Annotated in this window: 15 protein-coding genes; 2 read left to right on the forward strand and 13 right to left on the reverse strand. The window is 26.9% G+C overall.

Annotated features, from left to right (window positions below; all coding sequences use genetic code 11):
* Positions 1–77: 77 nt before the first annotated feature.
* The 9 genes from OIF33_RS10375 to OIF33_RS10415 all read right to left on the reverse strand — a co-directional run bounded on the left by OIF33_RS10375 (position 78) and on the right by OIF33_RS10415 (position 10,911).
* Positions 78–875, reverse strand: a complete 798-nt coding sequence (locus tag OIF33_RS10375) for an HAD family hydrolase (protein ID WP_322504175.1) — start codon at positions 873–875, stop codon at positions 78–80.
* A 490-nt stretch (positions 876–1,365) separates the two neighbouring features.
* Positions 1,366–2,154: an HAD family hydrolase gene (locus tag OIF33_RS10380; protein WP_322504176.1), complete on the reverse strand. Its 789-nt coding sequence runs from the start codon at positions 2,152–2,154 to the stop codon at positions 1,366–1,368.
* Positions 2,155–2,210: 56 nt separating this feature from the next.
* A complete protein-coding gene (locus OIF33_RS10385; protein ID WP_322504177.1) occupies positions 2,211–2,975 on the reverse strand; it encodes a DeoR/GlpR family DNA-binding transcription regulator in 765 nt (254 codons plus the stop codon).
* A 456-nt stretch (positions 2,976–3,431) separates the two neighbouring features.
* A complete protein-coding gene (gene zupT / locus OIF33_RS10390) occupies positions 3,432–4,274 on the reverse strand; it encodes a zinc transporter ZupT (RefSeq protein WP_322504178.1) in 843 nt (280 codons plus the stop codon).
* Positions 4,275–4,748: 474 nt separating this feature from the next.
* A complete protein-coding gene (locus OIF33_RS10395) occupies positions 4,749–5,924 on the reverse strand; it encodes an AI-2E family transporter (protein ID WP_322504179.1) in 1,176 nt (391 codons plus the stop codon).
* 176 nt (positions 5,925–6,100) lie between these two features.
* Positions 6,101–7,105: a glycosyltransferase family A protein gene (locus OIF33_RS10400; protein ID WP_322504180.1), complete on the reverse strand. Its 1,005-nt coding sequence runs from the start codon at positions 7,103–7,105 to the stop codon at positions 6,101–6,103.
* Positions 7,106–7,277: 172 nt separating this feature from the next.
* Positions 7,278–8,480: an alanyl-tRNA editing protein gene (locus tag OIF33_RS10405; protein ID WP_322504181.1), complete on the reverse strand. Its 1,203-nt coding sequence runs from the start codon at positions 8,478–8,480 to the stop codon at positions 7,278–7,280.
* Between the two features lie 376 nt (positions 8,481–8,856).
* Positions 8,857–10,269 (reverse strand): DUF4179 domain-containing protein, encoded by a 1,413-nt coding sequence (locus OIF33_RS10410; protein ID WP_322504182.1) that lies wholly within the window; start codon positions 10,267–10,269, stop codon positions 8,857–8,859.
* 123 nt (positions 10,270–10,392) lie between these two features.
* Entirely contained in the window at positions 10,393–10,911 is a 519-nt protein-coding gene (locus OIF33_RS10415) for an RNA polymerase sigma factor (RefSeq protein WP_322504183.1), read from the reverse strand.
* A 417-nt stretch (positions 10,912–11,328) separates the two neighbouring features.
* Here OIF33_RS10415 and OIF33_RS10420 point away from each other — a divergent pair, with 417 nt between their 5' ends.
* On the forward strand, positions 11,329–12,093 hold the full coding sequence (locus OIF33_RS10420) for a hypothetical protein (protein WP_322504184.1): 765 nt from the start codon (positions 11,329–11,331) through the stop codon (positions 12,091–12,093).
* A gap of 70 nt (positions 12,094–12,163) precedes the next feature.
* Here OIF33_RS10420 and OIF33_RS10425 read toward each other — a convergent pair whose 3' ends face one another.
* From OIF33_RS10425 to OIF33_RS10435, 3 genes are all read right to left on the reverse strand, one after another.
* Entirely contained in the window at positions 12,164–12,667 is a 504-nt protein-coding gene (locus OIF33_RS10425) for a GNAT family N-acetyltransferase (RefSeq protein ID WP_322504185.1), read from the reverse strand.
* 133 nt (positions 12,668–12,800) lie between these two features.
* Complete coding sequence (locus tag OIF33_RS10430) at positions 12,801–13,328, reverse strand: nitroreductase family protein (protein ID WP_322504186.1); 528 nt, start codon at positions 13,326–13,328, stop codon at positions 12,801–12,803.
* A gap of 38 nt (positions 13,329–13,366) precedes the next feature.
* Positions 13,367–13,918, reverse strand: a complete 552-nt coding sequence (locus OIF33_RS10435) for a GNAT family N-acetyltransferase (RefSeq protein ID WP_322504187.1) — start codon at positions 13,916–13,918, stop codon at positions 13,367–13,369.
* A 305-nt stretch (positions 13,919–14,223) separates the two neighbouring features.
* On the opposite strand from OIF33_RS10435, the gene OIF33_RS10440 reads away from it, so the two are divergent.
* Positions 14,224–14,697 carry a hypothetical protein gene (locus OIF33_RS10440; RefSeq protein ID WP_322504188.1) on the forward strand — a complete coding sequence of 158 codons (474 nt, stop codon included), beginning with the start codon at positions 14,224–14,226 and terminating at the stop codon, positions 14,695–14,697.
* Between the two features lie 55 nt (positions 14,698–14,752).
* Here the strand turns inward: OIF33_RS10440 and OIF33_RS10445 are convergent, their stop codons facing one another.
* A complete protein-coding gene (locus OIF33_RS10445; protein WP_322504189.1) occupies positions 14,753–15,778 on the reverse strand; it encodes a zinc dependent phospholipase C family protein in 1,026 nt (341 codons plus the stop codon).
* Positions 15,779–15,819 lie beyond the last annotated feature (41 nt).

Here is a 15,819-nt window from a genome sequence, read left to right on the forward strand (position 1 = left end):
TTTAAATTAAATATAAAAAGAGAATCACAACAAACTATTATGATTCTCTCCATATTATTAAAAATTACTATTCAATTCTATAATCCTACAACTTCTTTAATTTGATGCATAACTCCATCTTCATCATTGCTCTTAGCTACAAATCTTGAAACCTTTTTTAATTTTTCATGAGCATTATCCATTGCATAACTATGATACGCACTATCCATCATCTCTAAATCATTTAAGTAATCTCCAAAAACCATAGTCTCTTCAAACTTAATATCTAATAGATTTTGTATTTTTCTTATTGCAGCTCCTTTATTAACTCCTTTTGCCATTATATCTAACCATAAATAGGCAGCTACAGTTACTTGAAGCTTGTCCTTATATTTATCAAAATGATTTAAACTGTTATTTTCTGCTCCCTCAAAATCACACATAGTAACTTTTAAGATTGTATCATCAACTTTTTCTAAATCTTCTACTATTTCAAATCTATCGTAATACTTTCTTACTTCTACTAAAAATTTCTCATCATCACAATCAACATAAGCTGATTTTTTCCCACATAAAACAACATGAGCATTTTCTACAGTTTTTCCAACTCTAATAAGCTCATTTGCCATTTCTCTATCTAGTTCATTTACCACAATTTCTTTTCCTTTATAAACAACAAAAGTTCCATTTTCGGATATAAATAACATTTCTTCTTTTATATCTGAAAACTTGTTAATCAAATTATAGTATTGTCTTCCACTAGCTGCTGCAAAAAGTATGTCCCTTTTTTTAAGCTCATTAAAAACATCATAAAAGTCTTTGCTTAACTCCTTATTGCTATTTAATAATGTTCCATCCATATCAGATGCAATAAATCTTATGTTTTTCTTATTCATCTTCATTTCCTCCTAAGTAAAAAAGAAATATGCATTTAGCATATCTCCGCTCTCTACAAGTTTTTCCCAAGTTTTTGTTATTTGGTTAACCCATTCCAAATAAAAATCAAGCAAATTATATTATATCATTTTTAATGTTTTGTTCCTCTTCTCAAAACTCATTTATAAGACAATAAAAGTGCCTTAAATAAAAAAAAGTACTATTTTTCTAATTAAATAGCACTTTTTTAAAATAATTTAATTTCCACTAAAAATATTGTTTTTTCTGTATATTTATAACTAAAGTTCCAGTTATATATAGAATTTCACTTGAATTATTATGAATATCTCATAAAATATAGTAATAACCTCTTTTGATAATTCTTTATGCACTTAACTACTCAAGATTTATAATATAAAATATTATTAGCTAATATTTATAAATAAAAATATCTAATAACTCAATAAAATTTAATTTCAAAGTAATAAACTTTTTAGTTGATATTACTAACTAAAGTCCAACGACCTCTTTAATTTGGTACATAACTCCATCTTCATCATTATTCTTCTCAGTTATGAATCTTGAAACCTTCTTTAAGTCTTCATGAGCATTTTCCATGGCATAGCTATGATATGCACTTTTCATCATTTCTAAGTCGTTTAAGTAATCTCCAAATACCATAGTCTCATCAAATCCTATATTTAAAAGTTCTTGAATTTCTTTTATGGCAACTCCCTTATTAACTCCACCAGCAGTTACATCAAGCCATATATCTCCTGCTATTGCTACCTGAAGCTCTTTCTCATATTTTTTAAAATATTTATAACTATTTTTCTCTGATCCATTAAAATCACACATAGTAACTTTTAAAACTGTATCATCAACTTTTTCTAAGTCCTCTACTATTTCACATCTTTCATAGTATTTTCTAACTTCTTCTAAGAATCTCTCATCATCACATTCAACATAAGCTGAATTTTTACCACATAAAACAACATTTGAATTTTCTATGGTTCTTCCTATTCTTATAAGTTCATTAGCTACTTCTCTATCTAATCCGTTAACTACAAGCTCTTTTCCTTTATAAACAACAAAAGTTCCATTTTCAGCTATAAATAGCATGTCCTCTTTTATCTTGTCAAATTCTTTTGCTAGAGTATAATATTGTCTTCCACTTGCTGCTGCAAAAAGTATATCCCTCTTCTTTAGTTCCTCAAAAACTTCATAAAATTCTGGGCTTACTTCCTTGTTACTATTTAATAAAGTTCCATCCATATCTGTTGCTATAAATTTTATCATATATATATCCTCCTAAGTAAAAAAAAGTATAAACTAAATTAACTACAAAATAAAAATTAATATATTATAGATATTTCTCTCTCTTTTAGTAATTTTAAAATTTCTTCATTTGGTTTTTTATCACTTATTATAAAATCTACATCTTCACATTTTGTAAAACTACAAACACCATCTGTATAAAATTTTTCATTTTCTGCAACTAAATAAGTTTTTAAACTAGCTTTAATTATAGCATTTTTCATGCTGGCCTCTTCTAAATTAAAATTGCTTATAAAGTCTTCTACTAAATTTATTCCACCAACACCTACAAATGATTTATGAAATCTATAATTTTTAACATCCTCAACAGCTCTACCTCCTACGGTTCCCCCTAAATTTTTATTATACATACCACCTATGCATATAACATCTATGGAAGGATGTGAATCAAAAAGTATTGCTATTCTATTCATATTTGTTACTACAGTTATGTGCTTTTTAGTATTTAAAAGCATATTTGCAATTGAGTAATTTGTAGTAGATGCATCTAAAAATATAAAATCTCCATCTTCAATTTCATTTAAAGCAAGTTTTGCTATGGCATCTTTTTCGCCTAAATTTTTCATAAGTCTAGGCATGATACTATCATCATGAACAGTTTGTCTTTCTAATATAGCTCCACCATAAGTTCTTTTAAGTAATCCTTCTTGTTCAAGCTTTTGAAGATCTTTTCTAATCATGCCTTCAGTGACATCAAATCTCTCACTTAAATCTTTAACAAAAACTTTTCCATCTCTTTTTAATATTCTTAAAGTCTCCTCTAATCGTTCCTCCATGAACATAGTCTTACTCTCCTTTTTACCTAATTAAACTCCAATTTATATAAATCTCTTAATCAAATCGCTTTTATTATTATTTGTTATTATTTAATATCATTCTCTTCTCATTTATTATTATATGATATTATTTACTATGAATCAATAATAAAAGGGAATATATCAAAACTCAATGACCAAACCTATCAATATTATGAAGAAAATATCTGGATAAACTTTAGAATTTAAGCTATTATGCAGAATATTTTACGTTAAGAAAAGAAGCTATTTGACCAGCGGGAGTTCTTCCCCTTAGTAAAATCTTCGGAGTAATTGCTATATAGATGACTCCAATGTAACTAAAGTTCCATTGGATAAGTTCAAGAATCCAAATTAAAATTTGGACTTTCACTTAAAATCCAGTAATTCTCGGAATATATTTTTAAGTTTTTTGAGTTATTTTGATATATTCCCTTATTTTAGTTATAAAAATAATAATAAACTAACTGCCATAACAATCATTCCTGCAACTAATCCGTATATTGAAAGATGATGCTCTCCATATTTCCTTGCTGTTGGTAATAACTCATCTAAAGATATAAACACCATTATTCCAGCTACTGCAGCCAATAATATTCCTAAAGTCATATCATTAAAAATATTTCTAAGTAATGTATATCCTATTATGGCACCTATAGGTTCAGACATTCCTGATAGGAAGGAATATAGAAAAGCTTTCTTTTTATCACCAGTAGCATAGTAAATAGGTACCGAAACTGATATTCCTTCTGGTATGTTGTGTATTGCTATTGCAATTGTTATTGGAATAGCTAAACTTGCTCCATTAAGTGCTGAAACAAAAGTAGCTAATCCTTCTGGGAAGTTGTGTATAGCTATTGCTAAAGCCGTAACTAGCCCTGTTCTCATAAGAGCTTTATCTTTAAAAGATTCATTTTTAGAATCCTCATATATTAAATTTGAAGATACATTACCTTCATCTATATCCTCAATACTTCTTGCTTCATGGGGATTTTCTTCTTCAGGTACAAACTTATCTATTAAAGCAATTATTGCTATTCCTGCAAAAAATGAAATAACAGTAACTAAACTACCGGCTTTAAGCCCCATAGCTCCAACAAGTGAGTTTTTTGCCTCTTGAAATATTTCTATCATAGAAACGTAAATCATAACACCAGCAGAAAAACCAAGACTTATACAAAGAAATTTTTTATTTGTTTTCTTTGCAAAAAATGCTATACAGCTTCCTATTCCAGTAGCTAAACTAGCTAATAAAGTTAATAAAAAAGCTAAAAGTATATTATTCATTTCTCTTCCCCCTCTCATATTCAATTGATAATTATTATCAATTATAACTTGTAATTTACCATTTGTCCATACAATTCTATTATTTTATAAAAGTTTTATGTTCAAATTCCTCTCATTTCTCTTTAAAATACTATATGCAAATTAATATATTAACTCTATTAAAATATCAATACTTAGCTATGTTTTAAACTAGTATTAATTTTTAGATAGAACTATAAGACCATCTTAATGAGCAGTTAATACATGCTGTTCTTTTAGGAAGCACCTTTTTATTTCATTCAAAGGTGTAAGTTCAAAATACAAAATTAAAAATTTTGATTTTCACTTAAAATTAAGTTAGATCTGAGTGGCTAGCTAAAAATCAACATTCATCTAAAACAGAGCCTAAAAAAACAAAAGGCATCATAGCTTTTTAAGCTACAACACCTTTTTATCTAAATTTTTAATTATTCAATTTATAAGATTTAGATTTTATTAAACATGAATTTTTCCGCTATCTTGTATTTCCTCTTCATTTATTTTAATACCTTTTTTCTTTAATCTATTGTTAGTAACATTTCCAAATATACAATATATAGCAGCCATTGTTGGAACTCCTACTAACATTCCAATAAGTCCAAAGGCACTACCACCAATCATAATTGCAAGTAAAACCCATAGAGATGATAACCCTACTGATCCCCCTACAACTCTTGGATAGATTAAATCTCCTTCAACTCTTTGAAGACATAATATAAATATAATAAACCAGATTGCTTTTATTGGGCTTATTATAAGTATTAAGAAGAATGAAGGAATTGTTCCTATAAATGCTCCTAAAATAGGTATTAAACTTGTTGTACCAACAAGAACACTTATTAAGAAAGCATATGGTATTCTTAATAATGACATACCTAGGAAACATAGTGTTCCTATAATTAAAGCCTCAGTACATTGTCCAATAATAAATCCTGAAAATACTTTATTGACAGTTTGTCCAACTCCTAATATTTTCTCTACAATATCTCTTTTAATATATGCATACATAACTTTTTTAAGTTGACATATTAATTTTTCTTTACTTGAAAGCATATATATTGCTAATACAAAGGCTAAACAGAAATCAATAATAGCTGTTGTTACATCAACTGTTATACTAACAATATAAGATGCAAGTCCACCAAATAAATGGGTAACTGTTTTTAATATTTCTTGCCAAGCATTCATAACTTGATCCCAAACCTTACTTAAAATTACTGTTGAATCAGCATAATTGTTCATAGTAATTTCAAAGGATTTTAAATAACCTGGAATACTGTTTGTAAGTTTAATAATGCTTGAAGTGATTTCAGGTACAACAAATAATATTATTGCAGTTATAGCACTTACTAAAACTATTATTGTAACTGTAATGGCTAAAGGTCTTTTGGCATTTCTAACCCACGATTTTTTACTATTATCTAATTTCTTAAATAATTTTCTTTCAAAAAATTTCATAGGTATGTTTAAAATAAAAGCTATTGCTATACCTAAAATTAATGGTCTTATAAGATTTGTAATATATCCCAACCCACCAAAAATTGTGGAATATTTCATAAATACAAAAGCTAAAACTATACCATAGGTAACTACAATTAACGCTCCTTTTAACTTTTTATCATTAGAAAACATGTCATCACATCCTTATTTATGGTCTTATTATATTTTCTTATAATAACCCAATGATTGTATATCATAAAAATTGCTTAGTTTTTTCTAATATATCATATTGTTAACTTTCTGTTAAGACAATATTAAGTTTTATTTCTTCTAAAATATGTTTTCAAATTTATATATATACTAAAAACTTATTTTCCCGTACGCTTTAAATACATTTTTACAAATAAATTAGGTGTATAAGCAGCTAATTTCATATACATATACATGTTTCTTCCATATCTATTTGTTCTTGAAGTTGCCTTCTTTAAAGCTTTTTTCACACTCTCATCTCTAAGCACTTTTAAAGTGTCTTCCTTTGTTTTACTATTTAAAAACCCCAATACTTGATACATTATATGTTCAGCAGTAAACTCTTTTTCTATAATATCTTTTAAATTTCTCTCTAGTTTTTTTTCTTCAATAAACTTAGATACATCCTTCATTGACTTTATTACTGTTATATTTTTATATATATCAGGATTATTTGTTAAAGAATCCTCTCTTTGATAATAAAATACTAGACTATCCTCTATTCCTCTAACTTTTTCTGAACTTAAAAGTGCTTTAAATATAAAGTTTAAATCTTCTGCACCATGAGCTCCTTCTAAAAATCTAAGATTATTCCTCTTTAAAAACTCTTTATTATAAATAAGACTTCCTGTCCAAAGTCTTACTTTATTATCCTTATAAGCATAAAAAACATCCTTACCTGACTTTTCTTTTCCAAACTCAAAACTTTGTTCTCTATTTATATTTACACTGTCATCTTCTTTTATCCTTTTGTGATCAAAAAATACTATATCAGGTTCATTAAAAAGATTCCTTTCTAAAATTTGAACTAAGTTGTTTTCCGCAAAGTCATCTGAATCTAAAAATAAAAGATACTTTCCTCTTGAATACTTAATTCCAATGTTTCTAGCAACACTTTGCCCCCTATTTTTTTCGCATCTAATAACTTTATGAGCTATCTTAAACTTCTTTAAGCATGCCTCACTGACTTCACATGTATTATCTGTTGATCCATCATCAACAACTATAACCTCAAAGTTATTTGATGTCTGCCTTTCTAAAAACATAAGATTTTTCTCTATATATTTTTCTGAATTGTACGCAGGAATTATTATACTTAAAAACTTATCACTCATTACTGTCATTTTTCTTCAACTCCATTATAGTCTTAAATTATGTCCATTAGCCTTTTTAAATTTTATATCCCCTAATACTTAATACTCTTTAAATAAATTGTTTTAAAACTAACCTTATTAAAAATTAATATTTTCTAAATAAAAAACTATAAAATTAATTTCTATATGCTAATTTAACTTATTAAAGTAAAATTTTTCTTAATTTATCAGTGGCATAATCAATAGCGACCTCTGTATTCCCGTTATTTTTTCCTCCACCTTGAGCTGCAAACTGATTTCCGCCACCTCTTCCATCAATTAAAGTTATTGTATCTTTTAGAATTTCATTCATATTAGCTTTTTTAATATCTTTAGAACTATTAAAGATTAAGTTGACTCTATCACCATTTCTTACTGCAAATAAAACTATAGAATTATATTCATCAGTTATTTTATTTGCTAATTTTCCTATGTGCTTAATATCATCACCTTCAAAAATTTCATTAACTAAAGTGATATCACCAATTCTCTCTGACTTACTTAACATTTCTTTTATCTTATAATCGCCTATTTCAGCTTTAATCTTTCTATTTTCATCTAGAAGATTTCTATTATTATCTAAAAGATTTTTAACAGCATTTAATGTATCACCTTCTCCTGATTTTAGGAGTTTACATATTTCACCTAAGATTTCATCTTTCATAAAGAAATCAGAAACAGCTCTTTTTCCAGCTACATACTCTATTCTTGTAGCATTTTTATGCTTTTCCCATCTTCTTATTTTTATAATCTGAAGATCTCTTGTATTGCTTGGATGAACTCCACAACAAGCATTTAAGTCTAATCCTACAATTTCAACTATTCTGATTTCCTCATCTGTTTTTGGCAAAGCTCTTCTTGTTTTAATCTTTTTAAGCTCTTTTTTAGTTGGAGCATAACTCTTAACCTCTAAACTTTCAAAGATTAATCTATTAGCTTCTTTTTCAGCTTCTCTTATAGTCTTTTCATCTAAAAAACCTACAATATCAACTGTACTTACTTCTTCACCTAAATGGAATCCACAAGTATTTGCTCCAAATAAATCGTAAAAACAACCTGAAAGAAGATGTTGACCTAAATGTTGTTGCATTCCATCTAATCTTCTTTCCCAATCTAATTCACATTGTAGATTTTTTAATTTTTTAGGCTCTTTCTCTAAAACGTGATATACCTTTCCAGCCTCTTCATAAACATCAAGAACCTTAATTCCTCCAATAAGCCCTAAATCACCTGGTTGGCCACCCCCACCTGGAAAGAAGGCTGTTTGATCTAAGACAACATGAAAATTTCCATCTACCTCTTTAACTTCAAGAATTTCTCCTTTAAAGTCTTTTATGTACTGATTTTCATAATAAAGCTTTATCATTTTATCTTTACACCTCGATTACTTCTTTAATAATAGATGAGTTCTAACTTAAACATATTTTCTAACACATAAAATTACCTCTAAATTTTACAATTTTAAATACATAATAGCATAAATCATATATTGATAATGCCATCGTATTACTCCACTTTTAAAGTCTAAAGCACTAAAATATATTTTTAATTTTAAGTTCCTTAAAATATTTTAGAAACCCCTCTTATTTAAATTAAACTCTAAAATAAATTATATCATTTATTTACTAAATTAAAACTTACAAAATCCAAAAAGAATTTTAATAATTATATTAACTTATAAACTGATTAAAAGCCAGAGAATTTCTAAAAATCTAGAAAATCTCTGGCTCTTTTTATTAAACTTATTTCAAATCTATTTTAATAGCATCTCCACCAGGTTCATTGCTACTTCTATCTAAGAATACAACAGTATAATCATTTTCTTTTAATTCTTTAGGAAATTCTATATAAAACTCATTTCCACTTACATGTTTAATCTTATCTGCATATCCCATTTCTTTATTTCCTATAGGCTCAATTTTTTCTCCTGTTTCATTATTTATAATATAGTTTGGTGCTCCATATATTGAATACTTAGATTCATAATATACTCTTGTTCCATTTTCAATATTTTCTATTTTATTAATCTTAGAATAAACTTCTCCATTATCTAATTTTACTTCACTTTCTCCAGTTAAGTTTAACTCTGATTTAAGTTCTTTAGGGAAAGTAACTTCACCAGAAGAAGTTTCCTCATTCATATCATTTCTCTGGATATATGGAATTATGGTTAAGCTCTCACTCTCCTCATTAACTTCTTTTAAATTGTAAGTATAGAACATCTTAGAGTTTCCATTTTCATCACTGTGTCCAATTCCACGCCCCCCTTTTGCATATAAATATTTTCCTTTATCATCAAAAATTACAAGGTCTAAATCACTATAATCATATGGCTCTTTTGTTTGTATCACTTGTAAAACTGTATTTATAGGAGTTTGTATCAATTTAGTTAATATTGTATCATTTAAATCTTTTCCTAAGTTTATGTTAAGGTCTTGTTCCTTTATATTTTCTTTAACTAAATCATCACTTATAGGTATATCAAAATTCCACTTTCCTTTCACTTTAACATCCTCAGTAACAGTTCCTAGACTACTTATATCTATACTTAAATTAAAATTATTAGGAATCTTTATGTCTCCTCCTAACATATTCTTTTTAAATTCTTCTGGAGCAAGCCTTTCAGTTGCTACAGAATATCTTTTGCTACCAACATATGTGAAATCATCTATCTTTATTCCTCCACCACTAAATCCAGAGTTTAACCATTTATTATTTACTTCTAGCTTAACATCTAATAAATCTAGACCATCCTCTAAAGACTTATCTGATTGAATAGTATAAAAAATTTCTAAGTCTATAGTGTCATAAACAATTTTATTTATTGTTACTCTATATCCATTGCTCTCTTTAGTAACATCTAAATCTGAAGCATATTTATCATAATTTTCATATATTTCACCATTAAATATTTCAAATATCTTTCCTATAACAGGAATGTTTTGTGCATAGGTTGGCATTGTTACTCCAAATATTAAAGTTCCAACTATACAAGCTGCACATATCCCTGAAACTTTCTTATAATTTCTTTTTCTCTTTCCTAAATTATTAATAGCTTCATCCATTTTCTTATTAATATCCTCTGGTATTTTACTATTTTCCATTTTCAATTTATTTTTAACTTCCCTATCAAATAAATCATCTATATTTTTCATTAATTAAACCCTCCATTAAAGTTAAGTTCATTGAACCTCAAAACTTTTTATCAACCTTATAAAAATTGATTTTTTACCATAATATTTTTAAGTTCCAAGAAAAACACCTCTAGTATTTTTATGTTATATAGAACTTCTAAGTTTTTCTCTTGCTCTAGCAAGTCTTGATCTTACAGTTCCCTCTGCTACATTTAACATTTCTGATATCTCCTTTGTAGACATATCCTCAAAATAATATAATACTGTAGTTATCCTTAACTCTTCACTTAATGAATTAACTACAGAGGTTAACTCAATATTTCCATAATCATCACTATAAGATTCTTCATTTTCTAACTTGTCTAAAAATACTGTTTTTTTATTTCTTCTTAATATAAGATTGCACTCATTTATTAAAACTCTTATTATCCAAGTTTTAAAAAACTCATCTTTTTTTAAAGTTCCAATCTTTTCATAAGATTTTATTATGGTATTTTGAAGTGCGTCCTCAATATCTTCCTTATTATTTAAAATTCCTCTAGCAACCCTATAAATGCTTAATCTATTTTCATCTATAAGACTTAGAAAGGCATCCTTATCCCCTTTTTTTGCTTGAGAAACCATTGAAGTTTTTCTGTGTTCTAAAAATGATAATAACTCCACAACTTTCCTCCTAAAATGTAATAACTTAGCTAAGCTTTATACTTATTAGATGGTTTAACTAGTAAAAATGCTCCCTACAAAAATAATTTTTATTATGTCTATGTTTTAAACTAGCTAAAAATCAACATTCATCTAAAACATAGTCTTTATTATAAATATTTTAAATACCACTCAGACAATATTTACTCATATTTAACATATTGCCTACATATTTCTTGTTTGTTTATTATTAATTTCTTATAATAAAAATATAAAACTCTAAACCAATATCTTAATTCAACATTAATTATTGGCCATACTTCTACACCATATTAATTAGCCTTAATATGCTTTTATAAACCATATTAAAATACATAGAAGTATCTATTTAAATAACAGGAAAATTTATTTTAAACTTAAAGAAAAGAGATGTTTAATATGAAAAGAAAACTAATTATAAGTGTAATAATAGGAACTTTAATAGCATCAAGTTTTGTTTTAGCTGGATGCGGAAATTTAAATAATACAGATGCTAATACTCAGACTTCTCAATCACAAGCAATAAATCAAGATAATTCTAATGCATCACAAAGTGAAAATAATGCTACAGAAGAATCAAAAGATAAGACTGATACTAATAAAGAAAATAATTCTTCTGACAATGATAAAGCTACTAATAATTCAACTAACTCTCCCAAAAAATCTAGTGAATCAAGTAGTTCTCAATCATCTAAAAATAATGATAAAATTAATAAGAACACTAATGATGATAAAACTTCAAATAAATCTGATAATTCCTCTGATTCTTCTAAAGAAAATTCTAAGGATAACGCTTCCCCTTCAAATAATGGAGAAGAAAATAATTCTAAAGTACCTCTAAAAGATTTGGCTGATAAAATCGCTGATTTAGAATTAGGTGGAAATGTACAATATATAACTCCAGTAAAAGCAATAGGTTCTGGTGAAAATTTATCTTATGAAGAAGATCCAAATAGTAGTCTTTTCTTCTGTTCTGATACTAAATTTGATAGCAAAAATTTAAAATATGGAACTTTAGTAAATCTCTTTGGCTACAATGAAAAAACAGATACCTATTCATTTATTGTAAGTAGTTATGAATTTTTGAAAAATGGTGGTAGTGGAACAATAGACCATGGAACAATCTCCTCATCTGGGAAAATAGAATCTGGAAATTTAAATTGATAATTTACACATTGTTTTTCATAAAAAAAGCATTATATGACTTAAAGTCATATAATGCTTTTTTTATATTTTAATAATTTTGATCATATTGAAGTCTATATCTAAACTTTTCAAGTCTATAATGTCCTTCTTTGTCTAACTCTTTAAGATTATATTTATGATTATATCCCATTTTTTTATAAAAATCACATGCTGTAATTGATGATGGAATTTCAATTCGTCTTGCTCTTAAGAAATATTCATCCTTTTCTAAAGTCTCTATGATTTTTCTACCTATTCCTTTTCCATGTAATTCAGGTAAAACAAAAATAGTTAATAATATGCTCTCATCATCTTTTCCCCAAAAACTTGAAATTGCACCACAGCCAACTATTTTATTTTTTAAAACAGCAACATACATATGTGAATTCTTTGCTATATATAAAACTTTATTTTCATTATAATGAGAAGCTAACTTTTTCATACTTTCTTCGGAATAATCCTTTATATTAACTTCTAAAAAGTTTCTTTCAATCAATTTAGAAACTTCACTTCCATCTTTTTGCTCAAATCTACGTATTTTCAAATCATCCATTAAACAATTCACCTAGCTTCCTAACTTAATATTACCCTATTTAAAAAAATATATATTAATTGAGCTTATTTTTAAGCTAACTCAATTTCAAGCTTAAAATAAAAAACTCTCCTAAGAATCCCATTTAATAAACTTACTTGAAAGTTTCAAAATGAACTCTTGTTTCTAATAAATTCTCATCACTACTTACTCTTAAAGGTTGATCTGGATATCCAATTGATATTATTGAATCAATAGCATACTCAGTTGGTATATTTAAGATCCCCTTTATGTATTCCTCAGTTGAAGTATTTTCATCAAATTCTCTTTCTCTAACTTGAATCCAACAAGAGCCTAATCCTAAATCATGACTTTCAAGTTGAATTAAAGTAGCTGTTATGGCAGCATCCTCTATCCATACATCTGGTGTAATCTTTGTATTAGCCATTACAACAATAGCTAAATTTGCATTCTTTACAAAAATACTTTCATTCCTAGTTCTACATTTGGAAAGTTTTTCTAGAACTTCTTTATTCTTAATAACTAAAAGCTCACAAGGCTTTCTATTTTTAGATGAAGGTGCTAAAAGTCCAGCTTTTAAAATTGATTCTATTTTTTCCTTTTCTACTTCAATATTCTTATACTTTCTCACACTTCTTCTTGTTTTTAATAATTCAAGCATACTTGTTCCCCCTAAAAATTCTCTATTCCTATATTTTATTAATTAACTTTACCCTTTAAATATTCTTCTTTAGATAAATTGTAATAAAGAGCTTTAACTTTTCTTTGATCTAAAAGCTCTAAAACTTTTTCTTTAGTGAATTTATACTTAAATCCACTCTTTTCACAAACTCTTTTTGAATTTAAATTTTCTTCATAATGACAGCACCAAATCAAATCTAAGTTTAATTTATTAAATCCATAATCCATTAATACCCCAACTGCCTCTGGCATTATTCCTTGACCCCAATATTTAGGATTTAAAACATATCCAACTTCTCTTTGGTTTAATTCATCTAGTCTCTCATCTGGTTTTCTATGATGAAGCCCTATACTACCTATGACCTTATTTTCATTTTTTAATTCAATAGCATATACTTCTTCGCTTTTAATAAAGTGTTCTAATATTACTTTACTATCTTCTATGCTCTTATGAACTGGCCATCCTGCTCTTGGACCAACAAGTTCACTACTTGCATACTCATACAAATCCTTTAAATCATTTTCTTTCCACGGTCTTAAAACAAACCGGCTACTTTCTAATAAATTCATAAAATATCCCCCCTTTTATGATAAAACTTATTATACACCTTTTCTCTTTCTTGTAAACTTTATGAAACTAATAATTTTATGCTACAACTTAAATATACATGCTAAATTCATTAACACACCTTATGAACGATAATAATTTATTTATTTAAAGCTATTCTGATAAAAATCTTTATAATCTTTAACTATATAATTTATGGCCATAATACCTTTAATTTCATAGGAAATTAAAGAAAAAAGTATCAATAATAAACTTTGACTATAGAAAAAAATTGTTGTAAACTTATAAATAAAATCTAAGGATAAGGGTGGTTCTATTGGCACTTATTATTTTGGGAATATATATTTTGGTAAATATAATTCTACTTCATAGAACAAAAAAAATTAGAAAAGGTAAAAAGGCTGTTACCATAAGAATAATGAGCCTTGTTTCTATAATAATGTTTTTATTATCACTACTAATACTTTTATTTGGCGCCATGTCTTATTTACATGATAAGAACCTAATAAATATAGTAGTGCCAGCAATTTATTGCCTTATTTTAATTTTTATATCTTATAAATTCATATGTTTTTACATAATAGATGACGCTATAATCTATGGATATAATTACTACATGTTTAAGGATATACAGAAGATAGAGATTAGAAAAGCAAAAAACAAATTTATTGTAACAATATACATAACAGGAGCCACTACATTATATTTTAAATTAGACTATTTAAAAAAGAAGACGCTTTTAAATGCTCTTCATGGTAAGGTCCTATGTATAAATTTATAAATAAAGCCTATATAAACATACTGAAATTTAATATGTTTATATAGACTTTTTATTTCTAACTTACTCCTAAACTTACATTATAAAATTTTAATCTAGGTTCAACAAATTTTTCTTCTCTAAAGTTGTAATTGCAGAAATAATATAAAAATCTTGCTAATTGAATTTCTGCCATATTAAGTGTCTTAATGGCAGCTAAAGCCTGCTCTCTTGTATCATCCTTAAAAGCATCATAAATTAATTCTTTTGCATATTCTGAACTTTCATTACCTAAATATCTACAATAGTCATCAAAACTAAGGTTACTATTCTTATAATATATATCTAAAACTCTCTGTTTATCATCTTCCTTAAATACTTTATCTCCTTCATCCTTTAATATATATGAAAATATTTCGCCATGAGTAGGTACCCCTTTTAAAAGTATATTCTCATCCTTATCTTTATTTTCATCTAAAAGAAGAGTTATATCTTTATCACCCTTTATCCAATCTTGAGCAAGATTTTCAAATCTACGATGATTAGAAAAATTTCCTTTTCCTATTTTATTTATATCAAATTTTTTTAATATGCTCATTATCTTATCATTTGGCCTCGCAATATGATGTGTTACATGATGAGGTTCACTCATATCAGCTAAGTAATGACAAGCAAAACTTAAATACTTCATGCACTTTCTTCTCTTCCCCATATCTCTATATTTTAGAGCTTTTCTACCAAAGAATATAAACTTACACATTGCAGTTTTTCCTTTGCCAATTCTTCCGAAATAATTATCCTTATGCTCTCCATGATAGAAATGGAAGGAGAATAAAGTTAGTGCTGATCTAATCATTATATCTGGTTTTCTAGAATATGATGGTCTAATCCAACCAAAGCTTTTACTAACATTGTAATTTAACTCAAGTATATCCATACACCATTTAAGCACCTTAGAAAAGCTCTTATTATCAAGATATAAATTATTATCACTAAGTACCATTCTATTAGCCTGTTCTAATAACATATCATGGGTGTTAGATTTTTTTAAAGATTTTTTCATAACCTTAGGCATTTTCTTTACTATCTTTTTCATGTTATCCATGATTGTCGCCTCCCACCTTAATACAATTATATCACCAGCAA

Source organism: Clostridium sp. LIBA-8841, assembly GCF_034439435.1.
In the GTDB taxonomy this organism is placed as follows: domain Bacteria; phylum Bacillota; class Clostridia; order Clostridiales; family Clostridiaceae; genus Sarcina.